Here is a 26,075-nt window from a genome sequence, read left to right as displayed (position 1 = left end):
ATATAAGATATTAAACGCCAGAAGAGTTCAGGTGCATCATGGATCGGTATCAGTGCATGGTATGCGGGTATATCTATGACCCGGAAAAAGGAGACCCCGATGCCGGGATCGCTCCGGGAACAGCATTTGACGATCTCCCGGACGACTGGTCCTGTCCGGTCTGCGGGGCGGCGAAGAGTAATTTTGCACGGCTGGACTGAACAGACGGGGGCGGGCGTATGGGGGGCATCACCTCTTTATCCCCTCATACACGATTTCTGACCTCTACGCGAAAAGTTAATACTGGATAACGACGACTGAGGGGATGATACCATGGAGAAATTCAAGTGCATGATCTGCGGGCATGTGTATGACCCGGCAAAAGGGGAGCCAAAACAGGGCCTCAAAGCAGGTATCGATTTTGCCGATCTCCCGGGCGACTGGATATGCCCGATTTGTGGGGCGGCAAAGGATCGCTTTAAAGCGGCGGTGTGAAATGGCTGTCCGTACCATCTCCCCCGACGTCTATTCGATCGGGGCGATTGACTGGAACCTCCGTCTCTTTGATGCCCTGATCGGCACCCCGGAGGGGACGAGTTACAACGCTTTTGTGGTGAAGGGAACCGAGAAAACGGCGCTGATCGATACCGTGGACCCGGCGTTTGAAGAGTCTCTCCTGAAGAACCTGATGAGAATAGGGATCTCCTCGCTCGACTACATCGTCATCAACCATGCCGAGCAGGACCATGCGGGCTCTCTCCCCCTGCTCCTGGATATGTTCCCCGGGGCGAAGGTGGTCGCCGACGAAAAATGCCGGGACCTCCTTGGCCGTCTTCTCGACGTCCCCGAAGACCGTGTCACGGTCGTGAAGGACGGCGACACGATCGATCTCGGGGGAAAGACACTTGAGTTCATCATTGCTCCGTGGGTCCACTGGCCCGAGACGATGATGACCTATCTGAAGGAAGACGGCATCCTCTTCTCCTGCGATCTTTTTGGATCCCATCTTGCGACGAGCGAACTCTTTGTCAGGGACTTTACAAAGGTCGAGCGCATGGCGAAACGCTATTTCGCCGAGATCATGATGCCGTTCCGTTCAAGCGTTCTGGCGGCGATGCAGAAGGTGGCGGAGCGGGAGGTCAGGATCATCGCCCCGAGCCACGGCCCCTTCTACGACGACCCCTCGCTCATCCTCGATGTCTATGCGGAATGGACCTCGGATACGGTGAAAAACCTGGTCCTCCTCCCCTATGTCTCGATGCACGGGAGCACGGCGAAGATGGTCTCGTTCCTCACCGACGCCCTGATCGAGCGGGGGATCGAGGTGCAGCCCTACGATCTTTCGAAGTCCGACCTCGGGGATATCGCCATGACCACGCTTGATGCGGCGACGATCGTCATCGCCACGCCGACCGTGCTCTTCGGCCCGCACCCGGTGGCGCTCAACGCCGCCTACATCCTCTCCGCCCTCAAGCCGAAGACGAAGTTCATCTCTGTAATCGGATCCTTTGGCTGGGGCGGCAAGACCGTCCAGACCCTTGTAGATACGCTCTCACACCTCAGTGCCGAGGTGATCGATCCGGTCTACATCAGGGGCTACCCGACGGGCGAGGATCTTGTGGCGCTCAACGCCCTTGCCGACACAATTGTTAAGAAGCATGAGGGACTACTGACCCGATCAGAGGAGGGATCTGGATGACCGAACTGCTTGAAGTGTATAAATGCGAGAAATGCGGGAATGTCGTGAAGATTGCGCATGCCGGAGACGGTGAGCTTGTCTGTTGCGGCGTTCCGATGGTCAGGATGGAGGAGAAGACCGCAGACGTCGGAAAGGAGAAGCATGTTCCCGTGCTGGAGAAGGTCGAGGGCGGCGTTAAGGTGAAGGTCGGCGATGTGCCGCATCCGATGGAGGAGAAACACTACATAGAGTGGATCGAAGTGAGGAAGGGGCGCAAACTCTATGTGCACAAACTCAACCCCGGCGACGCACCCGAGGCCGTCTTCCCGATCGATGACGTCAACGCAAAAGCCCGGATCTACTGCAATATCCATGGGCTCTGGACAAACCGAAAATAACCTTTTTTTCTGCCCATCCTTCTCCGGGTAACCTTTAACTCCTCCGGCACCGCACCCCCAGACTGATGGACACGCCTGTCTTCAGGGATCTGATCTCCGGGTCCAATTCGGTCTTTGTGATCGGTGTCGCAGGAGACAGTGGATCGGGCAAAACAACCTTTACCAGAGCAATACGGGAGATCGTCGGCGCCGACCTCGTCGCCACCATCACCCTCGACGACTATCACCGCTACGATCGAAAGGAGCGGAAAGACCTGGGGATCACGCCGCTCGTCCCTGAGGCAAATAACCTCGACCTGCTTGCCGATCATATCCGCGCCCTGAAAAGCGGCAATACGGTTATGAAGCCGGTGTATAATCATTCAGATGGAACGTTTGATCCCCCGATCCCGTTCAGGCCGGCGCGTGTGCTCATTCTCGAGGGGCTGCACACGCTCTTTACGCCTGAACTCCGCTCGCTCCTGGATTTCTCACTCTTTGTGGATCCCGACCCTGCCGTCAAGACTCTCTGGAAGATACGGCGGGACATGCAACGGCGCGGCTACAGCCGTGCCGAGGTGCTGGCCGAGATGGAGGAGCGAAAACCCGATTATGAGCGATATATCGCCCCGCAACGTGCGTATGCCGATGCGGTGATCCGGATCGCGTGCTCGGGCTACGGCGAGGAGGCGAGCGAGGAGCGGAATGTCTACCGGGTCACCATCCTCCAGAAAAAGCTTCTGCAGCAGATGGTGGAGATCGGCCTCTCCATCGATCTCGGCGAGATCTTCAGGCTCTGCGAACGCCCATTCCTGCTGGAGTTCGGGTTATCGTCCCTGGACGGGAGGGAACTGAGTGCTCTCGTTCTTGACGGAGAACTGGCCGCTTCGGCGATCCGGCGACTTGCCCGCACCATCGGCCGTGAAACCCGATCGGAGGCCGTGAACCTCTTCGCCGATCGGCAGTATGTGACTGCCGGGGAGATCGCCGAGTTGATCCTGGCCTGGCGGATCCTCAACCGCTGGCATGTGCTGGAGGCGGCGAGGTCGGCGCACGCAAAAGGATAAGAACTCAGCGGCCTTACCTTTTTTCAAATGGACCGGCTTGAGTATTTCTCGATTATCGCTCCTGATATCGGGCAGATATTTCGGTTCATGGCGGTGGTCACTTCTCTCCCCCTCGCCGTCACCGTCATCTACGGTGAGTGGGAGATGTTCGTGCCGATGGCGCTCGTACCCCTGATCTTCCTGCTCGTCGGCAGTCTTCTCGTGCGGGTGCCGCATCCGGCCCGTGAGGCCCGCCTTTCCATCGCCCTGACGGCGGTGGCGCTCATCTGGTTCTCGTCCGCCCTCATCGGTTCGGTGCCGTTCATCGTCGGCCTTCAGATGCCGGTGACCGACGCGATCTTCGAGGCGATGTCGGGATGGACCGATACCGGCCTCACCCTCCTCCCTGATGTGGACCAGACGCCAAAGACCCTGCTCTTCTGGCGCTCGTTCATGCAGTGGCTTGGCGGTATCGGGATCGTTGCATTCACCGTTGCCCTCGCCAGCCGCTCCGGCCTGATCCAGCGCGGTCTCTACCGCTCTGAAGGACGCTCTGAAGCCTTCATGCCGAGCGTCGTCGGCACCGGCATGGCGATGTGGCGGATCTATATCATCATCACCCTCGCCTCCATCGGGCTTGTCCTCCTCTCCGGGGTGCCGCTCTGGGACGCCGTGAACCTCGCCCTCACGGCGATCGCCACCGGCGGTTTCTCTGTCCACTCCGCGGGGATCCCGTATTATCAGAACCATCTTCTCGAACTCCTCCTCGTCCCGGTGATGCTCGCGGGCGCCATGCCCTTCAAGCTCTATTACCTGATGTACTCTCACCGGAAGGTCAGCTTCTTCGGGGACCGCCAGGCCGTCGCTCTTCTTGCTTTTACCCTCATCGGGTTTCTCGTCCTCACCGCCGACTTCATCTTCCTGATGGGACATGATCTCTTCACCGCCCTGCGCGAGGGGATCTTCATGGCGACGGCAGGGATCACGAGCACCGGTTTCCAGAACACCTCCCTGCATGTCTGGCCGGCGGTGACCACCCTCTTTCTTGTCATGTTCATGTTCATCGGGGGATCGTCGGGTTCGACGGCCGGCGGCCTGAAGATCTCGAAGGTGATCCTGGGGCTGGAGGGGCTTGCCTGGTGGTTCAGGCGGATCTTCGTATCAGGAAAGGCGATCGTCCCCTTCAGGCATGAGGGGAGAACGGTGCAGAAGAACATCGCCGAGATCGAGGTCTCAAAGAATATGCTCGTTATCATCCTCTATTTTGTCAGCGTCTTCTTCTGCACCATCGCCATCCTCCACTTCGAGGCCCAGACGACCGTCGACTCCTCGAAGGTGATCTTCGAGGTCGTTTCGGCGTTCTGCAACAACGGGATTTCAACGGGTTTTGTCAATCCTGACATGAGCTTCGGCTCGAAATGGGCGTTTATCTTTCTGATGTGGTTCGGAAGGCTGGAGATCGTCCCGGTCCTCGTCCTGTTTATGGGCCTGATCAAGGGTTTTGACTGAGTCGGGACCAAATATTTTTGCGTTAATATCAATGCACTATATATCGGATGCACGCCCATGAGAGATGACATGAAACAGATCGCCCTCTACGGGAAGGGCGGGATTGGCAAGTCCACCACCTCCGCGAACCTCTCCGCTGCTCTGGGTGAGACCGGACTCGACATCCTGCAGATCGGCTGCGACCCCAAGCACGATTCTACGCGGATGCTGATGCACGGTGCCTGGATACCAACCGTTCTCGACCTGGTCAGGGAGCGGGGAGACGCTGCGATCGCCACCGACGACGTCGTTTTTAATGGGTATGCCGGTGTCCGTTGTGTCGAAGCCGGCGGCCCTGAACCGGGTATCGGCTGTGCGGGCCGGGGGATCATCGCCACCTTCCAGCTCCTCGAACGTCTCGGTGCGCTGAACGGCGACGTGATCGTGTACGATGTCCTCGGCGACGTCGTCTGCGGGGGGTTTGCTATGCCGATGCGCGAGGGGTATGCAGAGGAGGTGTACCTGATCACCTCGGGTGAGTTGATGTCCCTGTATGCGGCGAACAACATCGCAAAGGCGATCGCCAGGCTCGCAAAGCGGTCGAGGCAAACCTGCGCCCTCGCCGGCGTGATCTGCAACTCAAAGAACATGGAAGGGGAGGAAGACCTCGTCAGGGAGTTTGCGGCCCGGATCAACTCCGCGATGGTGGCCTATATCCCGCGGTCCCGCACCGTGACCCTCGCCGAGCTGAACCGGCAGACGGTGATGGAATACGCCCCTGAATCTGAGCAGGCAGGCGTGTACCGTCGCCTTGCCGAAGATATCATGAAGAATACGCGGACGTCGATACCGACACCCCTTGAAATTGATGAACTCGAAGAACTCGCCCGCAGGTTCGCTCAGGTATGAGGGGTGCACCCTCACCGGCGCACTCTCTGTTCTGACGCAGGTACGGGACGCTGTCACGGTCGTCCACGGGCCAAGCGGGTGCACACACCATAATTTCTCTCTTCTCCATGCGATCGCCGCAGAGCAGGACGATTGTGCCCTCCCCCCGCTGGTCTCGACCGGTCTTGCCGAGAGCGAGATCATCTTCGGGGGCGAGGAGATGCTCGCCAGGACTCTTCAGCGCGTCGCCGACGACGGGCCGGCAGCGATCTTCGTGCTCTCCACCTGCATCACCGAGACGATCGGGGACGACGTCTGTTCTGTCTGCGCCCGTGACTTCGGTCTGCCGGTGATCTCGGTCCCGACAGCCGGGTTTCTTGGCGGCGCCTTCTCTGACGGCCTGAACGCGGCGCTGAATACTCTTGTCGCCCTCGCCGGGGACGGAGGCGTGCGGGAGCGGACGGTCACCGTCATCGGGGAGAAGAATCTTGAGTTTGAGGTCGAGGAGAATTTTGCCGAGGTGGAACGACTGCTCGGGCTGCTCGGGCTCAGGGTCGGTGTTCGGTTTGTCCGGAAGATGCGGTTCGCCGACTTTGCGCGTCTCGGCTCGGGAAGTCTCAATATCCTCAGGGAACCGGCCCTCAGGCCGGTCGGCGAGGCGCTGAAGCAGCGCTTCGGGACGCCGTATATCGATTCATTTCCTATCGGGCTTGAGGGGGGGGTGGCGTTTCTGGAGGGCGCCGCCGCGATCATGGGCATCGATCCCGAAGGCGTGGTCGAGGCTGAGCGAGTTCATCAGGCCGAGATGCTCTCGTCTTTTGCCGACCTGCGCGGGGCGGCGGTCTCCCCTGACCCCCTGACCCTGGGGTCGCTGGAGTACGCCCCGGTCAGGCGCGTGATGGCGGCGCTTGACCTGAGGGCCGATACCGGCGGCGCCGGTCTTTCCCTGCCGTACAGTCCTCCGGTGGGGACTGCCGGGATCAGGCGTCTGCTCCACCGCTGGAGGCGGCGGATCCATGCCTGAACACCCCTGTGCCAACCCGATATGGCCGTGTGCCATGTGCGGGGCGGTCTCCTGCCTCTCCGGATTTTCCGGGATCGACGTGGTCATCCACGGTTCGTCGGGCTGCTACTTTTATCCGGCATCGCTCATCCAGAGGCCGGTTCACGCGACCATGATCCTGGAAGAGGAGGTGATCTTCGGCTCAGAGGAGCGGCTTCGTCAGGTGGTCGACGAGATCAGAGGGAGGGGGAAGCGTGTGGCAGTCGTCCTGACCTGCGTCCCGTCGGTGACCGGCGAGGACATCGCCGCGATACTCGAGGATGAGGACGTGATCGTCATCGACAGCCCGGGGTTTGCCGGCGGGATGGAGGAGGGATACCGGCGGGCGATGGCGGCGCTCGGCCCCGCGGTGGGCGAGGATGCAGCCGGGATCACGGTCGATGGCCTCAACCCGATCGACCCCTTCTACCGGGGAAATCTGCTTGAAGCCGAACGGCTGATCAGGATGGCGGGTGGGACAGTGGCGGCGGCGCTTGCGGCCGGGCCGGTAGAGCGGGTGAAGGTGTGCGGCCGCTTCTCGGTCGGCACCAACCCTGGCCTTTCCGCCGGCGTCGGCCGATCTGCTGGCGACCTCCTCGGCCTGGATGCGACGAGGGCGACGTTCTCGCGTCTCTCCGATCTCTGCCGTCTTGACGTCGGGCCGGTTCTCCTGGAGACCGATGAAGCCGCGGAGCAGATCGACCGGGCCTGCGACAAATATCTCTCCCGCTTCGATCCCCCGGCGGTGGCGGTCTTTGCAGAGGCTTCCTATGCAGCGTTTGCCGCCGCCTCCCTGAGGCGTTTCCTCGACGCCGAGATCGTTGTCTCTGCCCCCAGGACCGGGAAGGGGGCGGTCACCTCTCTGGAGGAGATCGGTGCGTTGATCGCTGAGGCTGGACCCGACCTGATCCTGGGCTCGTCGTACGAGCAGGCCCTGGCGCCTGAGATCCCGTCTGTGGGATTGACGTTTCCGCAGCGGGGCAGGGTGCGCCTCCGTGCCCGTCCGATCGCGGGCATCGAGGGCTCTCTTGCCTTCATCGAGGACGTGCTCATGGCGTGCCGCTCCCGCCGCCCGTCAGGGGCATAGGAGGGCGAACGGGATGCAGAGGGCGGCGACGAGGACGAGCAGGGTGTCGGCCGCATCGAAGGGGTGCCGCCGGTAACAGGTCGGCCGGTCGGTGCACCCGAAGCCCCGGCACTGCATCGCATCGGCAACCTGCCGCGCACGCGAGAGGACCGAGACGGTCGCCGGGATGAAGAGCGCCAGAATGGTGTGCCTGTTTTTGAGGAGAGTGTTGCGGTCGATGGAGAAGGCGCGGGACCGCTGTGCGTCCGTGATGTTTCCGATGTCTTCGGTCAGCGCCGAGACTGATCTGAGGGCGTAGCCGAGGGAGAACGAGAGGGTGGCCGGAAGGCCGAGCGCCCGCAGGCTCCTGACGAAGTCGGCGTAGCGCGTTGTCATGATGAAGAGGAAGGACGCCCCACCGACGGCGAGGAGGCGCAGGCCCATCGCGAGGGAGAAGAGCACGCCCGCCGCGGAGAGGGTGGGGTGGAAGATCCAGATGTCGGCGGAGAACCAGACCGGGCCGCCGGCAATGCGGGGGAAAAAGGCATCGATGATCAGGATGAAGACAAGAAGGGGGATCAGGAGGCGAAATGACCGGAGGAGCGGCATTACGATGCCGGAGAGCGTTGCAGCGGCGAGGGTCAGGAGCAGGATACAGAAGATCGGGACCGGCCTGGCGGTCACCAGCACCGCCGCACTGAGGAGGACGAGGGCTGCAGCCTTCGCCGCCGGGTTGAGGCGGTGAAGCGGCGAGTCGCCGGGAACGAACATGACACCCGCCTTTTGCTTCACCGTTCTTCCTCCGCGGCGGCGATACGGCTGTTTCTGAGGGAGACCTGCCGGCCGCCGAGGAGGGATGCAAAACCGGCGTCGTGGGTTGAGACCAGGACGCCTCTTCCCTCCTCCGCATACCCTCTCAGGATCGCCGCGAGGTCTCTCTTTCTCCCTGCATCGAGGCCGAGTGTCGGTTCGTCGAGGACGATGACCGGCGTTTCCATGGCAAGGATGCTCGCGATGGCGACACGCTGCTTCTCACCGACCGAGAGGGCGAGGGGCATCGCCTGCCTGCCGATTGCGGCGAGGCCGAGACCTTCAATCGCCCGTGCGATGCAGTCCTCTTTTTTCTCGCTGGAAAACCCGAGGTTTTTCGGGGCGAAAGCGATCTCCTCCTCCACCGTTTCGGCGAAGAGATGGGTGTCGGCGTGCTGGGAGAGGTAGCCGACCTCCGCGGCAACGGCGGCCACTGGCTGTCCGGCGATCGCCCGGCCCATGACGATCACCCGCCCGCGGTCGGGCTGAAGCAGCCCGTTTGCGTGGCGCAGCAGCGTGGTTTTTCCTGAACCGTTCGGCCCGGTGAGGACGACGATCTCGCCCGCTCTGACGGTGAGGCTGGCGCCGTCGAGGACCGGGCGGTCTTTTCCTGGATAGGTGAAGGCGATCTCCTCGAAGACGAGGGCGGGCGTTCCGTGTCCTCCCGGCAGAGTGAGGTCCGGGGCAGGGTGCGGCGGGTTTGCCCGGGCAAATGCCGCCGGCGGGCCGTCGTAGACGATCGCGCCCGCTTCGAGGGCGATGAAGCGGCTGCACGCGGGGAGGAAGCGCTCGAACCGGTGCTCAGCAACGATCACGGTCAGACCCTCCTCCCGGTTGAGGCGGGTGAGGGTGGCGATGAGACGCCCCGCCCCATCCGCGTCGAGCCCGGATACCGGTTCGTCGAGCAGGAGGATTGTGGGCTCCATCGCCAGCACTGAGGCGATGGCGAGGCGCTGGCGCTCTCCCCACGAGAGCTCGTTCTCCTCGCGGCCCATGAGGTGGCCGATCCCGGTCGCCTCTGCGGCGCGGGCGACCCGCTCCCTGATGAGCGCCGCATCGATGCCGAGGTGTTCGGGGCCGAAGGCGAGTTCGCTCTCGACGTTCCCGGAAAAGAGTTGGTGCTCCGGGTTCTGGAAAACGGTGCCGACCTTCCGTGCGATCTCGCAGACCTCGCGCTGCCGCGTGTCCATCCCGGCGACGACCACTGTTCCGTCCATCCGGCCACGGTGGGAATGAGGGATGAGCCCGTTGACGCAGCGCAGCAGGGTGGACTTGCCTGACCCCGATTGCCCGACCAGCAGGACAAACTCGCCGGGCCATATCGTCAGGGAGAGGTCGCGGAGGGCTGGAGGCTGCGGCCCCCTGCGCCCGGGGGGATAGGTGCAGGTGAGCCCCTCGATCCTGACCGCCGGTTCAGGCCCTGTCATCTCCGATCACCCCGGCCCTCATCAGACGGGCGATGATCAGGGCGGCGATCACTCCGCCTATCCCGCCGAATATCAGGTGCGTCACCGATGTGAGGCCGATGCCGATGAGGATGAAGGTGGCGGGAACACCGAGGAGATAGTGGACGGCGTAGTTCACCACCATCTTCACGACACTCCCGGCGGCGCCGGCGATGAAGCCGACGGCCGGGTGATCGAAGCGGTGGGAGAAGGTGACGCCGACGATATCGATGGTCAAGCCCATTGCCAGGTACTTGAAGACGTCGAGGAGGTGGAGGGCTTCAAAGCCGAAAAAGGATGACAGGAGTCCGCCGACAAGCCCGATATAGGTGCCGGATCCGGCTTTCCTGACGACGCCGCAGCCCACGACGAAGGGGATGGCGACGAAGAGGTACGAATGGCCTGGGAGGTGGAGGGAGAGGGTGATGAACGCCTTTGACAGGAAGACCAGGGCGCCGCAGAGCGAGAGCACGGCCGTCTCGTAGAGGGTGAAATAAGATCTGGTCACCATGCCGCCTCCGCAGGACGGGTCTCCAGCCGTAAGGAGAAGTTCTCGGGTTGCGGACGGTCGACGGCGATCAGCAGGCAGACGAGGTTGAGGCGACTTCCGCCGGTGTGGGTGACATAAAATCGGCCCGAGGCCGGTGCGCCGGTGACGATCTCCCCTTTCCGTTTGTCCAGGTCGGTGGTGAGGTGGAGGGCGTCCTGCCCGCCCCCTTCGGATGGGAACCAGAGGTCGATCGTCCCAGCGGCGATCTCGTCGGGGCCGAGGCCTTTGGTGTTCGCAAGCCTGGCCCTCACCAGGTTGCTCCGCTCCAGGGGGGCGGCCTGCGGCGCTGCCTCGCCTGCGGGGGCGGTGCCGGTCACAATATATCCGCTGCTGCCGTAGCCGTCCTGCCTGGATGTTCTGGAGGTGACCGGGAGGGTCGTGGTGCCGTAGGGATAAAAGGCTGCGGTTCCGGCGAGATTCTCGAAGGTATAGTTCACAGAGACCGCCTGTCTCCTGAAGAGGGCCGGGTTGCCCCCGTACGGGGTGTCGTTGAGGAGGACGAAGCAGAAGTACCACTCGTGCCCATCAGGGGTGCCTGGCAGGGTGTTGAGGGAGAGCGGCGCCGCATAGGGGCGCCAGTCCTGCGGGCCGTACAGGAAGTCGGCCCCGGAGAGGGTGATCACCGATTGGGCGAGGGGGAGGGGGGCCGCTTCGCCTGTCACTGCCATGGTTTCGCCCTCGATATAGACCTGGATCCCGAATGCAATGATGGTAAAGAGGGTAAGCAGGGCGAATGCGGTGATTATCCTCTTTCTAAAATCCATCTCAGTCTCTCTTCACCGCGATCAGGTCGCCGCTATTCTCTTCGACGAAGAGGATGATCTTTCCGCCGACCGGGCAGGGTTTGACTGATTTTCCGGCGTCGGTCCTGACGAACCCTGAGGTGACGGCCCTTCCGTCGAGGGTGTAGATGCCGTCCAGACCCGCGGCAAGGAGGTCAGGAACTTCGGCCGGGCCGGTGATCTCCCGTATGCGGCCGACCTGGAGGAACCTGCCGTCGTTTCCGGCGCATGCAAGCCCGAGCCCGGCCATCGATCCGATGACGCCGTCTTCGGTTCCGCCGAGCCCTTCAAGCCTGATGCCGAGATTTTTTGCCAGGGTCCTGGCCTTTTCCTGGGTGAGCACGGTCGATTTTGCGTCCCTGCCAAAGGCCATGAGGGCGGGAGAGATCCGGGATGCGTCGGCGACGGCGAGGCCGGGGTCGCTTCCCTCGATGAAGTCGTCGAGCATCATCTCGCGCGCCTGCGAGAAGATATCCGGGATGTCGCGCTCGACCGCATCGGGGAGGTGGATGACGGCGCAGGAGTTGTGCGAGGTGTAGGGTATTGCCTCGTTGACATAGAGCTGGTGACGGGTGATGCCGAACACCCTGAAATTCTCTGCGAGGGCTGTGCCGACGCTCCGGGCCAGCCGTCCGGTCCCTCTGGACTCGAGGTTGTCGGTGTCGTCCATGGCGATGTATACGGTCATATGGATCTGATGTACTGTAATGTGGAATGGGATAAAAGTCTGTGGAATTTATTCGAGAAAATGGTGGCGCAATAGGGATATTTCTGAAGGTCAATGAGTTCATATCGTTAAATGAACTCGGTTAACTCGCCCTCGCTTCCCCGAGGTATTCCCTGATCTCCCGGGACATTTTTTTGAATTCGTCACTTTCTGGCTCTCTTCCAGCAAATGCCACGCGGCTACAGTTGTCAAGCACCGTTTCTGCCCATATTCTCGCCGGATCATCGGCGCCGAGGAGGGCGAGGGCTTCCCCGTCGGTGATCTCAGATCCCGATCCGTGCGCGAGGGCGATCTGCCTGCGCAGGGCGCGTGCGGCGCCCCGGTAGGCGGGGGCCATCTCCCCGGCGGCGAAGCGCTCCTCTGCGAGGGCAAGGATCTCCGCGGGCGATGGGGCGCCGGCGGCCGGACTCTCGTGCTCCGGAGTCTCCGCGCCGCCCATCTGCCGCCGCCGCATCGCCAGCGCAAACGCCCCCACGAGACCGACCATGAGGGCGGCGAAGGGGATCCAGTTGAACCGTCTCTGGAGGCTGACCTCCTGCACGGCGCTGTCCGCGATCGTGGCGTTGATGAAGGCCGCCCCATCTCCGAAGGAGAAGGCGAGGCGCTCGCTCTGGTGGGTGGCGTTGATCGTCGTGCCGCCCCTGGGCAGGCCCTCGGTGGTGAGCTGGCTCATATAATCGTAGAAGGTTTCGTTTTCGGCAAGGAGGGCGGGCACGTCGAGGGAGGCCGCCGTGTCCAGGCGGGCGAACCTGAGATCGTCGTCCATCGCTCCGCTGATCTGAGCTCCGGTGCCGCCGTCTCTCTGGTAGGAGAAGAGAAATGTTCCTGCCGCCGGGTCGGCGGTGTTCCCGGTTCTGGCAAACCCTTCGGCGCGAAGCCTGCCGTCGAGATCCGCAACCGTCGGGTCGGCCATGGCCCGGGAGAGGAGATCCTCCGTTGCCGCCGCGGCGGCGCTATCCTCGGCGGCCATCGCCTCCCTGAGGACTGCGGCGTCCTGCACCGTCTGCCCGGCCTGGACGGCCCGGTCGATGGCGGTTCCGCCCGACTGCGCCTGACCCCCCGGCGATGCGGCGGCTGACGACGTCACCTGAGCGGCAGGCTCTGTTGCAGGGATCGATGAGGTTTCCCCGAGGAAATGGATCAGGATCTCCGGCAGGACGGCGGTCTTCCCGTCGGATCCGGCGAAGGAGACCTTCAGCGTGAAGGTCGCCGGGGCGTCCGGGGCGCCGGCGTCGACGGCGATGGTCGTCAGATCACGGAAGATCGTCAGGCTTTTTGTCTGCGTCCTGCCGCCGCCCTGTGCGGCGTCGGCGGGGACGACTGCAACCGTCAGCATCCCGGGAACGTTCGTGCCCCCTCTGTTGTCCACGTCCAGGGTGATCTCCGCCTCCTCGCCGACCTGAAAAAAGTACTCGCTCTGGGGAGCCGAAAGCACGATCTCCCCCGCGGTGCAGGCGCCCACCGCACCGAGGAGGAGCAGGAGGACGAGGAGGGGGTAGCGTCTGTTCACGGCAGGATCCGCCCCCTGCCGTACCTGAGCCAGCACTGGACGAGCAGGACGAGGACGGCGGCGACAGAGAACACCGCCTCGATCCCGGTCTCTTCGGGCTCCCGTTTGATCTCGCCGGGGAGGGCGGCGTAGATCTCCTTCAGGGTCGCCCCGTCCACCGACCTGAAGTACGCCCCGCCGGTCTCTTCGGCGATCTCTTTCAAGGTGGCCTCGTCGAGGTCGGCATACTGCGCCGCCCCATCCTCCCCGGTCCCGATCCGGACCGCCCCGGTCGAGCCGAGACCGATGGTGTAGACGCGGACCTCCCGCTCCACGGCGAAGACTGCTGCCTCGGTGGGTGAGATCACGCCGGCGTTGTTCACGCCGTCCGAGAGAAGGACGACCACTTTTTTCCTGTTCGGGATGGCGTCGGCCATGTCCACGGCGAGGGCGAGGCCGTCGCCGAGGGCCGTGGGGCCGTCTTTGAGCCGGATGGCCATGAGTTTTGCGATCACCCGTTCGTGTTCGGGCGAGAGGTATGCGGAGCTCATCGCCCCGGCCTCGAAGGTGACGACGCCTGCGTAGTCTTCGGGCTCAAGCCCCGAGAGGAGTTGTTCTGCTGCCGATTTTGCGGTTTCGAGTCGGTTCGGGGGATAGTCGGTCGCCGCCATGCTCCCCGAGGTGTCGATGGCGAGGACGACGTTCACGCCCTCGTGCGTGCCTTCGAGGGGGATGTGCGGGCCGGCCAGGCCGACGACGATGAGCCCGATGGCGAGGAGGGTGAGGAGAAAAAGTGTCAGTGGGCGCCGGGACGGACTGCCCGCCGCCTTCTTTACGAGATCGAGGCGGGAGAACGCCATCGCCTCAGTCTTCCGACTCGTCGTGGCACGTTTGTAGAGGGCGTAGAGGACGGGGAGGCCGAGAAGAGCGAGGAGCCAGAGCGGATGTGAAAAACCGGCCATTTATCTTCTCCCTTGGAGGGCGTCTGCAAGCCCGGCGTCCATAGGGACGGCCACCAGGGGTGTTCTGCATCCGGCCGCGTCGCGTGTGAGGTCCTGTTCGGCGAGCGCGGCGGCCGCACGGTAGCGTTCCCTGAAGGCGGGGTCAGAGGTGTCGACGACGGTCTGCTCGCCGCTCTCGGCATCCTCCAGGGCGACAAGGCCGAGGTCAGGGAGGTCGTGCTCGATGGGATCGGCGACCCTGAGGAGGACGACCTCGTGGCGGTGCCTGAGGAGGGCGAGGTCTCTGGAGAACGGCGGGGATAGGAAGTCGGAGATGACGGCGATCGTGCACCTGGGGCGCACCGCCGATGAGAGGAAACGGGCAAGGGCGGGGATGTCGGTGCCCCCGGAGAAGGGCCGCCGTTTGAGAAGAGAGGAGAGGAGCACGGCGGTGTGCCGCCGCCCTCGCCGGGCCGGGATGCGTTCCTCCACCCGGTCGGAGAAGAGGCAGAGACCTGCACGGTCGCCGCAGGACTCCGCCCCGAGGATGAGGGCGGCGACTGCCTCGATCGCAGTCCTCTCTTTTCCGCCGAATCCCGCGGAGGCCGAGCAGTCGACGGCGACATACAGGGTCATCTCGCGGTCCTCGGCATATTCGCGCACAAAAGGGTCGCTCCGGCGGGCGGTCACCTTCCAGTCGATCGCCCTGACGTCGTCGCCCGGGACATAGGCCCTGATCCCGGCGAACTCGATCCCCTGGCCGACGAGGGCGGACCGGCGGGCGCCGGCGAACTGCCCGGCGCTGGAGAGGACCGCCCGCAGGGGCGCCGGCCGCACCCGCCTGATCAGGTCGGCGACGTCCTCCATCAGGGCACCTCGACGCTTCCGAGGACGGCATCGACGATCCCGTCGGTGCTGACGCCGGCGGCGTCGGCGGCATAGGTGAGGAGGATCCGGTGCCGCAGGGCGTTGTGGGCGACCTTCTTGATGTCGTCCGGGACGATGTAGCCCCGCCCGGCGACGAGGGCTCGGGCCTTTGCGCCGAGGACGAGGGAGAGGGTGGCGCGGGGCGAGGCGCCCCAGGCGATGGAGGCGGCGAGGTCGAGGCCGTAGTCGGCCGGGCGCCGGGTGGCGTCGACGATCCTGGCGGCGTACTCCCGGACGGCGGCATCGGCATGGACGGCTCGCGCCGCCGCCTGGATCCTGGCGAGATCGGCGGCCGAGAGGACGCATTCCGGGCTCGCCGGAACGCCGGCGGTGTAGCGGTCCAGGATCTCCACCTCGTCGGCCACAGTCGGGTATGCGATCCCGAGCTTGAAGAGGAAGCGGTCGACCTGCGCCTCCGGGAGGGGGTAGGTGCCCTCTGACTCGATCGGGTTCTGGGTGGCGAGGACGAAGAAGGGATCGGGGAGCCGGAGGGTCTCGCCCTGTATGGTCACCTGCTGTTCCTGCATCGCTTCGAGGAGGGCGGACTGCACCTTCGGCGGCGCCCGGTTGATCTCGTCGGCGAGAATGATGTTGTGGAAGACCGGGCCTTTCACGAGGGAGAACGACCCCTCTCTCTGGTTGTACACCGTGGTCCCGGTGATGTCGGAGGGGAGGAGGTCGGGGGTGAACTGGATGCGCGCGAACGAGCAGTCGATGCAGGAGGCGAGCGTCCTGACGATGAGCGTCTTTGCCAGGCCCGGCACCCCTTCGAGGAGGACGTTGCCCCCGGCGACGAGGGCGAGCAGGAGGTCGGAGACGGTCCGGTCCTGCCCGACGATCGCCTTCTGCATCTCCACCTTCACGGGGAGAAGCATCGCTCTGCACGTTTTCGCCTCCCTGGCGAGGTCTTCTATCTTCGATTCGGTTATCTCCAACGGGATCACAGCCGTAAATTAGATCAGTTCTTGCAGGCGACCATTATTACTCTGTTGATTTTTCTGCTGGTGTTCAATGGACTATTTTAACTCGAGTTTGTTGCCCTGAGATCTGCCTTTTTCAATCACGAGGATTGCCTGACCGGGCGAGTGCACTGTTGGGTGTGCCCGGAGGATCAAAGCGAAAGTTATAAATTTTCTGGGGTTATCAAACTATTCTGTTTGATTAACTCAAAATGTTAATCAACAAATCTGAACAGACTGGCTGACCACACCATCGAGGGATACACACAAATCGCCACAGGGAGATCATACGCACGAGGCGCCACAATACCCTGCCGGGGAGAGATCAGGTCGATGTCCTGGTTTCATGACACTCTTCAGCACTGCACGTCGCTCTCCGGTTTCACTCGCAATCGTCATGCTGTCGGGGATGCCCATCCCCACCCTCCCTCTCTGAAAGGATTGTAGGGGGGCTTTTTCGCTGCTTTTATGCCATTATTGTCTTCCTTTTTTCTATCTGGTCAATTTTATGTCATTAACTTGAACCAGAATAAAAACATATATATTCTGTAATCTTGATCTAATTATTTCATTGATCATTTCTTGATGTTAAACAGTACATATTGACAATTCCCGTCAAGATTCTGTTTTTCTCCTGAAATGGCAGGTGAATGCATACATGACGACCAGATTATCGAAAACGGGCAGAGGGCACCTGCGGTGGATCGCCGCAGGGCTCCTCCTGCTCCTTCTCTTCAGTATCGTTCCGGCTTCGGCCGAACCGCTGGAACAGACCCGCCACGTCTTCATCAACGTCTCGAACACGGACGGCGTGAAGTTCAACCTCGACGGCGCCGCGTACGGCGGACCGAACAACACGTATTACATCAAGGCCGACGGCGGTGGCTTGAACGAGCTCCACATCACCGCTGATGCGGACAACGCCTATGGCCAGGTGACGACGAGCAGCGACCAGTCCGGTGTCTTTTATGTTTCTAACACCGGCGGCCGCGGTTTTGACGACGCCATCGTCCTCCTCCTGGCCGTGAACGGCACGGTCCCTGACGACTTCGCCGTGCACGTCAAGACGAGCGGCTACACCTGGACGCCCTCTTCGGTCACCAATCAGGTCCCGATGAACTACACCTATATCGAGGGTGCGGTGAACGAGACCTTCACGAAGGAGGACTTCCTGTACGGCCCGCAGACCTGGAAGCCCGGCCCGGGCAAGGCCGAGCCCTATCTCCCGCCCGGCCTGCCCCTCTACGAGTACCACGACGTCACCGACACGAGCAACACCTTCAGCCTGATGTTCATCGACCTCGACGTCGGGAACATGTACCCCTCGAAGTTCAGCGGCGCCACCCTCACCGACAACGGCGGTGCAAAGGTTGAGTACTCCTTCGAGAACCTGGAGACTTTCGCCTCGTTCAACGCCTACGGCTGGTGTCTCGCCGCCAACCAGGGCCAGGGCATCTCCTGGACCAACCGCGTCAATGCCGCCGGCGAGACTGCCGCGGGCACGAGCGGCTATTCTGTTATCGGGATCCCGCCGGTGCTGACCTCGATCGAGGTCACGCCCGCGACAACCGAGGTCGAGATAGGCACCTCGATGCAGTTTACCGCCACCGCCCTCGACCAGAACGACAGGGCGATGAGCGACCTCACCTATGAATGGTCGAGCAACGACGAGACCGTCGGCACGGTGAACGCCACCGGTTACTTTACCGCCCTCGCCGCCGGCACGACCACGATCGCCGCGGCAAACGACACGGTCGAGGGCACGGCCACCGTGACCGTCACCGCTGCCCCCTCGGGCCCCCAGCCCCTCTCCGACTACAACAACGTCTTCTTCAAAGTCGCCAACGACGCTGGCGTGAAGTACAACGCCTTCGGGAACAACACCTACAACGTCAGGTTCGAGGGATACGACCGCGGCCTCAACGCCCTGCATATCTCCACCGACCCGGCAGTAAACTTCGGTCAGGTAACGGTTTCTGAAAACCAGAGCGGCACCTTCTATGGGACCGACTCGGGCGGCAAGGGCTACGAGGACGAGATCCTCCTCATGGTCGCCGTGAACGGCACGATCTCCGACGACTTCAGGCTGCACATCACCGCCGACGGCTACACTTGGACACCGAACCCCGTAAGCAACCAGCCCCCGTCTCTTGACAACGTGACGTACCAGCCCGTCTCCCTCAGCGAGACCTTCACGAAGGAGGACTTCAGGTACGGCCCGCAGCTCTGGAAACCGACCGGAAACGGCTTCGACTACCCGATCCATTTCGGCCAGAACATGAGCGACACGGCGAACACCTTCCAGGTGATGTTCATCGACCTGAACGCCGGTGTGCTCAGACCGAACGCTGACCTTGAGAACCGGGGTGCGGTGCGGATCAACTACACCGTCGAGAACCTCGACACCTTTGCTGCGTTCAACGTCTACGCCTACTGCCAGAACTCAAACAACGGCGACGACATGATCGCCTGGACCAACGCCGTCCTGGCGCCCAAGGCGACGAGCGGCTACTCGGTCATCGGCGCAGGCCTTGCTCCCTCCCGGATCGCGGTCGTTCCCGCGGCCGCCGCCCTGGCCGTCGGCGACGAGCGGCAGTTCACCGCCACCGCCTATGACGCCGACAGCAACGAGATGACCGGCATCACCTTCTCTTGGTCGAGTTCGAACGAGACGGTCGGCACGGTGAACGCCACCGGTTACTTCATGTCCCTCGCCGCCGGCACGACCACGGTCACCGCCTCGTACGGTGCGGTCGAAGGCACCGCCACCGTCACCGTCGGTGATCAGTCGGGTGGCCTTGCCGCCTCGGCGTGGCCGATGTACGGCCACGACCTCCAGCACACCGGTCTTAGTTCGGCCACGGGTCCCGCGATCCCGGAGATAGCATGGACGTACAAGGCCAGCAGTTTCTTCATGGTACAGCCGGTCGTCGATGCCGACGGCACCGTCTACGCCGGTTCGAGGAACAAGATCTTCTATGCCCTGCACCCGAACGGCACGCTGAAGTGGTCGTACACTGCTCCCCAGCAGATCTACTCGGCCGCGGCGATCGGTTCCGACGGCACCGTCTACTTTGGCTGCCGTTACGGCATGATCTATGCCCTGAATCCGAACGGCACGGTGAAGTGGACGTTCACGACCGGAGGGGATGTTTCCGCGGCTCCGGCGATCGGTACCGACGGCACGATCTACGCCGGCTCCGCCGACACGAAGATCTACGCTCTGAACCCCGACGGCACCGAGAAATGGAACTTCACGACTGGCGGCTCTGTCACCGCCGCGCCGGCAATCGGCCTTGACGGCACGATCTACACCGGCTCCGCCGACAGCAGTCTCTACGCCTTGAACCCGGACGGCACTCTGAAATGGTCGTACGCCACCGGCGGTGCGGTCAAATATGCCCCTGCGATCGGTTCCGACGGCACTATCTACACCGCCTCGGCCGGCTGCAGCCTCTACGCCGTCAACCCCGACGGTACCCTGAAGTGGTCGTATGCCACCGGCGGCGCCGTTGCACCCCCGGCGATAGGGCCTGACGGCACGATCTACGCGGGTTCGGCCAGCAAGACCGTCAACGCCGTCAACCCGGACGGCACCCTGAAGTGGTCCTATAATACCACCGGTACCGTCACGGAGGCTCCGGCCGTCGATGCCCGGGGCACGGTCTATATCCCGTCCACCGACAGAAACGACCGGTACCTCTATGCGATCGGTTCCGACGGCACCCTGAAATGGACGTTGCTGGACCCCGTGAGCCCGAGGTTCTTCTACACCCCCTCCATCGGTGCGGACGGCACCCTCTACATCGGGTCGAGCGACAGCAACATTTACGCCATTGAGGCTGCAGCACCTGCCCTTGTTGATATTACGATCACCCCGTCCAGCACCACGCTTGCCATCGGCAGGACGCAGCTCTTCACGGCTTCAGGAATCGACCAGTACGGCGACCCGGTGGAGAACATCACGTATTCATGGACGATCGACAACGAAACCGTCGGGACGATCGACTCGACCGGTCTCTTCGCTGCACTCAGCGAGGGGAACGCGACGATCACGGCATCATCCGGCGGTGTCGAGGGCAACGCAACGGTGACCGTTGTGGCGGCCCCGAAGGAGTGGTACGTCGACGGGAACGGCAGTGGGAACTTTACCACCATTCAGGCGGCCATCGACGGCGTTCAGGCGGGTTCCACCATCATCGTCATGCCAGGCATGTATAACGAAACTCTCAACATCACAAAGCCTCTCACCCTCCGCTCGGCGTCCGGTGCGGCGGTGACGACCATCCACATCAGTGGCGGTACAGCGATCACCGTCTCTTCAGATTCGGTCACTGTCGACGGATTCACCATTGAGGGTGAAGGGGATAAGTACACAGCGGGCGTAATATTCAACGACGGATCGCATTCTTTCCGCGTCGCGAACACGGTGGTAACTAAAGCCAAGGCAGCAGTCTGCGCATATAACTCTGATAATGGAGTTGTCGAAAATAACTCCTTCACAGATGGGAACTACGGTGTTTGTCTGTGCGGTTGTTCTAACGTCGAGGTCAGAAACAACTTCATCTCAGACAGCTGGCTGATGGGCATAACTGTCAGTCTGGGTCACGGCGAAGTGACGCCCCACGACGACATCGTCTCCGGCAACGTAATCCAGAACACCACCATGGGCGCTCTTCACATGGACTACGCCTCGAATTGTATCGTTTCGAACAACACCTTCTACAACAACGGTTTTGTCCGTGAAGGTGTTGGCTGCGCCCTCTATCTCGCCCGCAATGTAGAGAACAACGTCTTCTTCGGAAACTCATTTATCGAGAACGAAAGGCTGAGTGTCGACACAAATAACCTTGAGTTCAACAGGTGGAACTCGGACGAGGCCTACACCTACACCTACAGCGGATCTGTCTATACCAGTCCGATAGGTAACTACTGGGGCGGCTCCTTCGCCCTTGACGACACGGATAGCAACGGCATCAGCAACATTCCCGCACAACTTTACGGGACCGCCACCGACAACTACCCTCTCATGCAGCCGGTTGGCAGGTACTTCGGCATCGAAGATGACCTCCCCATTCCGACATCCGTATATGCTTTTGGTCCTGAATCTCCGTCGGTCCCAATTGGCGAGTTCAGGCAGTTCGTCCTGAGCGTGAACGACCAGAACGGCAACAAGATGACCGAAGGCATGGCTAGCTACTGGTCCAGCAGCGACGAATCGGTCGCGACGATTGACGCAGACGGTGTCCTGACGCCCCTTGCGGAAGGGACGACGGTCATCACCGGGAGATGCGCCGATATCGCCGTCTCGACGACGGTGACGGTGATCCCCGCAGAACCTGGCTCAAAGACCTTCGTCGTCGACGAGAATGGAAGCGGTGATTTCGCTACGATTCAGGTCGCAATCAACGCCGCAAATGCCGGCGACACCCTCATCGTGAAGGACGGAACGTATGTTGAGCGGGTGTATGTCACCAAGCCGCTCACCATCAGGTCAGAGAACGGCGCCGACACGACAACCGTCGTCGGTGCATATGACTCGACCGCAAACACCCCTGCCATCACAATCAGCGCAGACAACGTCACCTTCGAGGGGTTCACTGTGCAGATGCTGTGGTCGAAATCTGGAGACTCGGGGTTGTTTGTGCAGGCGGCGAACTGCACTCTCACCAATAATACCATCAAGAACCTGTCGTATGGTATCAATCTTTATCTCGCCCAGTCCTGCCTTGTCACGCAGAACACCCTGAGCGGTGGATATACCGGGATCAGGCTCTATGCTGCGGATTACTGCATGATATCTGACAATCATCTCATCTCCGTCACCCTCCCCCGCTATATCCAGAAGGGCATGAACAACAACACCTTCGTCAACAATACGGTGGAGGACTGTGGTGGAGCACCGGTTTCGGTTGCCGTCTCCCCGACGGCGGTCTCCCTTGCAGAGGGTACGAACGAACCGTTCTCGGCGACCGCCTATGATGAGGAGGACTTCATTATCATCGGTTCGCCTGTTACGTGGTCCAGTTCCAATACTACTGTCGGCACGGTTGACGCCACCGGCACCTTCACCGCCCGCAAGGTCGGCACCACCACGGTCAGCGCCGCGGTCGGCGAGATCTTCGGCACCGCCGCGGTGACGGTGACCCCGCCGCACGGCGACCAGACGGAAGACTCGCCCCTGAACGTTCCGGGCTGCAACATCACGGATAACGGCAACGGCACGCGGCAGGTCCTGGTCAACACCACTGCCACCAACGCCACCGTCTCCGGCAACACCATCCGGATAGACGAGGACACCTTCAGCCTCATCATCGAGACCACCGGCGCTCCCACCGTCGGCAACGGCACCGTGAACGGCACGGTCGCCGGGATCACCCTCAACACCACCCCGGTCTCCACGATCTTCGACGCCCTCGGCACGGTCACCGCCTCGATCGAGGCGAACCTGACCGGGATCCCGGCGGGCGCCGCCGTCCAGACCACGGTCTCCGCCAACGTCTCGGCCGACGCCCAGAGCGCCTTCCAGCTCGCCGCCTCCAAAGACGGCCTGAACCTCGACGCCGTCGCCTACACGCTCAACATCGTCAAGACGAACCTGACGAACGGCCAGGACATCTCCGACGCCACGATCCGCATGGCCGTGAGCCAGGCCTGGGTCGACGCCAACGGCGGTGTCGACGCAATCAAGATCATCAGGTCCGCGGAAGACGGCACCACTGAAGTGCTGGCGACGACCTACATCGGCCTCGACGCCGACGGCAACATGGTCTTCGAAGCATATTCGCCGAACGGCCTCTCGATCTTCGGTCTGGCTGCGGCTTCGGCCGTCTCGCCGACCCCGAGCGGATCCTCCTCGTCTTCCGGCGGGTCATCGAGCGTGGCCTCGTTCTCCGGCTCCGTCTCAGCCGGTGCGACGAAGTCCTTTGTCGTGAGCCAGACGGCGGTCAAAGAGATCACCGTCATCGCGAAGAACGACATCAGCGATCTCCTGATCACCGTGAAGGCGGCGTCCCTCCCGTCCACCATCGAGGCGCCCGTGCAGGCGACCTACCAGATCCAGGAGATCGCCCTGTACCGCGCCGACGCTGCGGCGATCGGTTCGGCCATGATCGAGTTCGCCGTCCCGACGTCCTGGCTCGACGCCCGCGGCCTCGCCACCGGCGACATTGTCCTCATGCGCTACGTCGACGGCGCATGGACCGCTCTCCCGACCACCTTCGTGGAGGAGAAAAACGGGTTTGCGTATTTCTCGGCCGAAACACCGGGCTTCTCGTACTTCGCCATTGCGGTGGAGAAGAGCGCCGGGGTCGGGGAAACCGCTGTCGCGACGACCGCCCCGGCGGCAACGGCAACGACACCTGCCCCCGCGACCACTGCCCCCGCGACCGCGGCGCCGACCCAGCAGTCTCCCCTGCCGTGGTTTGCTGCGTTCGTCGCCCTGGGAGCCTTCTTATTCCTGAGAAGGCTCTAATCTTTTTTTGACGGTGTTAATGAAAAATAATGTACTATTCTCAAATGGCAAGTATGATATTGCCGTCCTGAGATACCCAAATCTATCGATGACCCCCTTTTCTGATGAAAAAATAGGAGATTAAAATGAGCACATTGAACTACCGGCCTTGCATCGGATGGTCTGCCGTCATCCTTTCAGTGCTGATCCTGGCGGCGTTCTGCATCCCCGCTGTAGCGGCGGACGACACGGGGGGGATCCTGATGCCCGGCGCAAAGAACTTCGACCTGATCCTCTCCGACGGGCTGACGAAATATTTCAAGTTCGAGGGCGGCGGGCTCAACGCCCTCCACATCAGCACCGATCCCGGCGACCCGTACGGGCAGGTGACGACCACCGAGGAGCAATCGGGTGTCTTTTACCTGACCAACACCGGGGGCCGGGGGTTCGACGATGACATGATCCTGATGATTGCCGTCAACGGGACGATTCCGGACGATTTCGCCGTTCACATCAGGGCGAGCGGCTACCGCTGGACGCCGACGCCGCTCCTGAACCAGCCGCCGGCGGCCGATGAGATCGAGTATATCGACGGGAGTTATGAAGGGACGATCACGAAGAGCGACTTCGTGTACCGGCCACAAACCTGGAAACCGGCAGGGAACAATGCCCCCGGGAACTACTCGATCTATTACGGGCAGGACATGTCCGACACCTCCAACACCTTCCACACGATCTTTGTGGACCTGAACGCCGGCACCATCGGGGAGAACTCGATGATCCCGGATCTGATCGACAGCGGTTCGATGAAGATTGAATTCGAGTTTGAGAACCTCGAAACCTTTGCGGCATTCAACTCCTACGGCTGGTGCAACCAGTCCAACCAGGGGCAGGGGATCTCATGGACAAACGCCGTTTCGGGACCGGGCAGCAGCGGCTATGCGGTGGTGGGCACCGCACCTTCGGGTGGTGATACCGCCCCCGGCGGGAGCGGAGGAGACGGGGGGGGATCTGCCACCTCAGGCTATGCTGGCGAGGAGATCTCGCCCGGCATCTCTGACACCTTCAACGGCACCCTGGCATATCTGCCGGTCGCCGGAGCGCCGGCGGCCCTTGAACCCGGCAGCACCGCCTCCCTGACGGTCCCGGTCGCCGGCGTGAACGGGACGGTGCGCAACGCCATCATGTACCTTTTTGTCTCGGGTTCGCACTACAAAGATACCTCCAGCGGCGTGGATCCCGCCCTTGAGTTCATGGTGAACGGCCGATCGGTTACCCCCGTTCGGACCCTCACCGGGAGAGAGGGCGGCACCGACGGTCCGGTTTCGGTCACCTATGCCGTTGACCTGGGCGGCATGATCGCCGGTTCCGGCGATCTCGCCGTCACGGTCCGCGACAGGGGCCGCGCCGGGGCCCTCTGCACGCTTTCCGGCGGGGTGCTGCTGCTCGCCGTCGAGAATCCCGATGCCCCGTCTATTTCCTATGAGGTTGCGGAAGTATGCGATGCCGTTGCGGTCGACACTGGTGCCGGTGTCTATGAAGAGGACGCACAGACGGTTGTGTTCTTCTCCGGCCCGCCGGACATGAACCGGATCTCGGAGAGTCGACTGGTCGTCTTTGGCACCGGCGACGGGGAGCGGGACGGGACGCAGGACCGGATCATCCTCAGCGAGCGGGAGTGGACCGGTGCGTTCAACCGCAGCGGTATGCTCTGGAGTGCGTCTCTCGAAGCCGGATCATATCTTTTTCCCGGCGAAAACGAGGTCTCGGTCGGGACCGGGGCGGCTGCCTCATCTGGAGGAGCGCTCGTCAACCGGATCATTGTGCTTGAGTACAGCGGCGGTCCGGTGGAGAGGGGAGAGGTCGGCGTCACCCCTTCGGCCTTCAGGATCACGAAGACCTTCCTCATCGACAACCCGGTCGTTTCCAGGGTTGTTCTGAGCCTGCCGGCAGGCGGCACTGCCGTCTGGGTCACAGCCGCAGATCGCGCCGACGCCCTGACGGCCCCGGCGCCCGGCACCGTGGTGTACCGTTATGTTGAGTTTGACTTGGACGGGGCAGCGGCTGCGTCCACGCCGGCGACGATCACCTTCCGGGTTCCCGAAGAATGGCTCACCGAGATGGGTTTCGGCCCGGAAACGATCGTGCTGCTCCGCTTTGCCGACGGACAATGGTCGCCCCTTTCCACCCGCGTTATGACCGTCGGGGATGGATATGCCGGGTACGCCGCGGAGTCCGACGGCCTCTCGCTCTTTGCCGTCGCCGCTCGAACCACCCCTGACCCGACCCCCTCCCCGGCCATCATCGACGAGGCTGTTTCTCCTGTGTCCACCGCGCCCCGCCAGTCTCCTCTCCTCCCGCTCCTCCCGCTCATTGCCGCATTGGTCGGTTTCATATTGACAAGGCGGGAGTAGGCCCGCGGCTGACA

At 62.4% G+C, this 26,075-nt stretch carries 20 protein-coding genes; 11 read left to right on the top strand and 9 right to left on the bottom strand.

What is annotated here, in order from left to right; all coding sequences use genetic code 11:
• The first annotated feature begins 38 nt into the window (after positions 1-38).
• The 9 genes from rd (at position 39) to METLI_RS09175 (ending at position 7,585) form a co-directional block, all read left to right on the top strand.
• The gene (gene rd / locus METLI_RS09215; protein ID WP_004039740.1) at positions 39-200 is read left to right on the top strand and encodes a rubredoxin; all 162 of its coding nucleotides are present in this window, start codon (positions 39-41) and stop codon (positions 198-200) included.
• A 112-nt stretch (positions 201-312) separates the two neighbouring features.
• The gene (locus METLI_RS09210) at positions 313-474 is read left to right on the top strand and encodes a rubredoxin (RefSeq protein ID WP_004039738.1); all 162 of its coding nucleotides are present in this window, start codon (positions 313-315) and stop codon (positions 472-474) included.
• 1 nt (position 475) lies between these two features.
• Positions 476-1,678 carry an FprA family A-type flavoprotein gene (locus METLI_RS09205; protein ID WP_004039736.1) on the top strand — a complete coding sequence of 401 codons (1,203 nt, stop codon included), beginning with the start codon at positions 476-478 and terminating at the stop codon, positions 1,676-1,678.
• Positions 1,675-2,055 carry a desulfoferrodoxin gene (locus tag METLI_RS09200; protein WP_004039734.1) on the top strand — a complete coding sequence of 127 codons (381 nt, stop codon included), beginning with the start codon at positions 1,675-1,677 and terminating at the stop codon, positions 2,053-2,055. Before METLI_RS09205 ends, METLI_RS09200 begins: the two co-directional genes overlap by 4 nt.
• A gap of 65 nt (positions 2,056-2,120) precedes the next feature.
• On the top strand, positions 2,121-3,101 hold the full coding sequence (locus METLI_RS09195; RefSeq protein ID WP_004039732.1) for a phosphoribulokinase: 981 nt from the start codon (positions 2,121-2,123) through the stop codon (positions 3,099-3,101).
• A 27-nt stretch (positions 3,102-3,128) separates the two neighbouring features.
• On the top strand, positions 3,129-4,589 hold the full coding sequence (locus METLI_RS09190; RefSeq protein WP_004039730.1) for a TrkH family potassium uptake protein: 1,461 nt from the start codon (positions 3,129-3,131) through the stop codon (positions 4,587-4,589).
• Between the two features lie 69 nt (positions 4,590-4,658).
• On the top strand, positions 4,659-5,477 hold the full coding sequence (cfbC, locus tag METLI_RS09185; protein ID WP_048104201.1) for a Ni-sirohydrochlorin a,c-diamide reductive cyclase ATP-dependent reductase subunit: 819 nt from the start codon (positions 4,659-4,661) through the stop codon (positions 5,475-5,477).
• Positions 5,437-6,480, top strand: coding sequence for a nitrogenase component 1 (locus METLI_RS09180; RefSeq protein WP_004039726.1), 1,044 nt, complete (start codon positions 5,437-5,439; stop codon positions 6,478-6,480). Before cfbC ends, METLI_RS09180 begins: the two co-directional genes overlap by 41 nt.
• The gene (locus tag METLI_RS09175) at positions 6,473-7,585 is read left to right on the top strand and encodes a nitrogenase component 1 (protein WP_004039724.1); all 1,113 of its coding nucleotides are present in this window, start codon (positions 6,473-6,475) and stop codon (positions 7,583-7,585) included. The genes METLI_RS09180 and METLI_RS09175 overlap by 8 nt, the downstream gene beginning before the upstream one ends.
• Here the strand turns inward: METLI_RS09175 and METLI_RS09170 are convergent.
• The 9 genes from METLI_RS09170 to METLI_RS09130 form a co-directional block, all read right to left on the bottom strand.
• A complete protein-coding gene (locus tag METLI_RS09170) occupies positions 7,574-8,356 on the bottom strand; it encodes an energy-coupling factor transporter transmembrane component T family protein (protein ID WP_048103762.1) in 783 nt (260 codons plus the stop codon). The genes METLI_RS09175 and METLI_RS09170 overlap by 12 nt on opposite strands.
• Complete coding sequence (locus tag METLI_RS09165) at positions 8,353-9,801, bottom strand: ABC transporter ATP-binding protein (RefSeq protein ID WP_004039720.1); 1,449 nt, start codon at positions 9,799-9,801, stop codon at positions 8,353-8,355. The genes METLI_RS09170 and METLI_RS09165 overlap by 4 nt, the downstream gene beginning before the upstream one ends.
• Complete coding sequence (locus METLI_RS09160; protein WP_004039718.1) at positions 9,788-10,330, bottom strand: hypothetical protein; 543 nt, start codon at positions 10,328-10,330, stop codon at positions 9,788-9,790. The genes METLI_RS09165 and METLI_RS09160 overlap by 14 nt, the downstream gene beginning before the upstream one ends.
• On the bottom strand, positions 10,324-11,133 hold the full coding sequence (locus METLI_RS09155) for a hypothetical protein (protein WP_004039716.1): 810 nt from the start codon (positions 11,131-11,133) through the stop codon (positions 10,324-10,326). The genes METLI_RS09160 and METLI_RS09155 overlap by 7 nt, the downstream gene beginning before the upstream one ends.
• Before the next feature lies 1 nt (position 11,134).
• On the bottom strand, positions 11,135-11,839 hold the full coding sequence (locus METLI_RS09150; protein ID WP_004039714.1) for a hypothetical protein: 705 nt from the start codon (positions 11,837-11,839) through the stop codon (positions 11,135-11,137).
• 121 nt (positions 11,840-11,960) lie between these two features.
• The gene (locus METLI_RS09145) at positions 11,961-13,388 is read right to left on the bottom strand and encodes a hypothetical protein (protein ID WP_004039712.1); all 1,428 of its coding nucleotides are present in this window, start codon (positions 13,386-13,388) and stop codon (positions 11,961-11,963) included.
• Positions 13,385-14,329: a vWA domain-containing protein gene (locus METLI_RS09140; protein ID WP_004039711.1), complete on the bottom strand. Its 945-nt coding sequence runs from the start codon at positions 14,327-14,329 to the stop codon at positions 13,385-13,387. The genes METLI_RS09145 and METLI_RS09140 overlap by 4 nt, the downstream gene beginning before the upstream one ends.
• Complete coding sequence (locus tag METLI_RS09135; RefSeq protein WP_004039710.1) at positions 14,330-15,175, bottom strand: DUF58 domain-containing protein; 846 nt, start codon at positions 15,173-15,175, stop codon at positions 14,330-14,332. It lies immediately after the preceding gene.
• Positions 15,175-16,179 (bottom strand): AAA family ATPase, encoded by a 1,005-nt coding sequence (locus tag METLI_RS09130; protein WP_004039709.1) that lies wholly within the window; start codon positions 16,177-16,179, stop codon positions 15,175-15,177. The genes METLI_RS09135 and METLI_RS09130 overlap by 1 nt, the downstream gene beginning before the upstream one ends.
• A 673-nt stretch (positions 16,180-16,852) precedes the next feature.
• On the opposite strand from METLI_RS09130, the gene METLI_RS12815 reads away from it, so the two are divergent.
• Both METLI_RS12815 and METLI_RS09120 read left to right on the top strand, forming a co-directional pair.
• Positions 16,853-23,668, top strand: a complete 6,816-nt coding sequence (locus tag METLI_RS12815) for an Ig-like domain-containing protein (RefSeq protein ID WP_004039708.1) — start codon at positions 16,853-16,855, stop codon at positions 23,666-23,668.
• Positions 23,669-23,793: 125 nt separating this feature from the next.
• A complete protein-coding gene (locus METLI_RS09120; RefSeq protein WP_004039707.1) occupies positions 23,794-26,061 on the top strand; it encodes a PGF-pre-PGF domain-containing protein in 2,268 nt (755 codons plus the stop codon).
• Positions 26,062-26,075 lie beyond the last annotated feature (14 nt).

The organism is Methanofollis liminatans DSM 4140, assembly GCF_000275865.1.
Classification (GTDB): domain Archaea; phylum Halobacteriota; class Methanomicrobia; order Methanomicrobiales; family Methanofollaceae; genus Methanofollis; species Methanofollis liminatans.
Note: the sequence above shows the minus strand (reverse complement) of the source record. Positions and strands in the feature narration are given on the sequence as shown.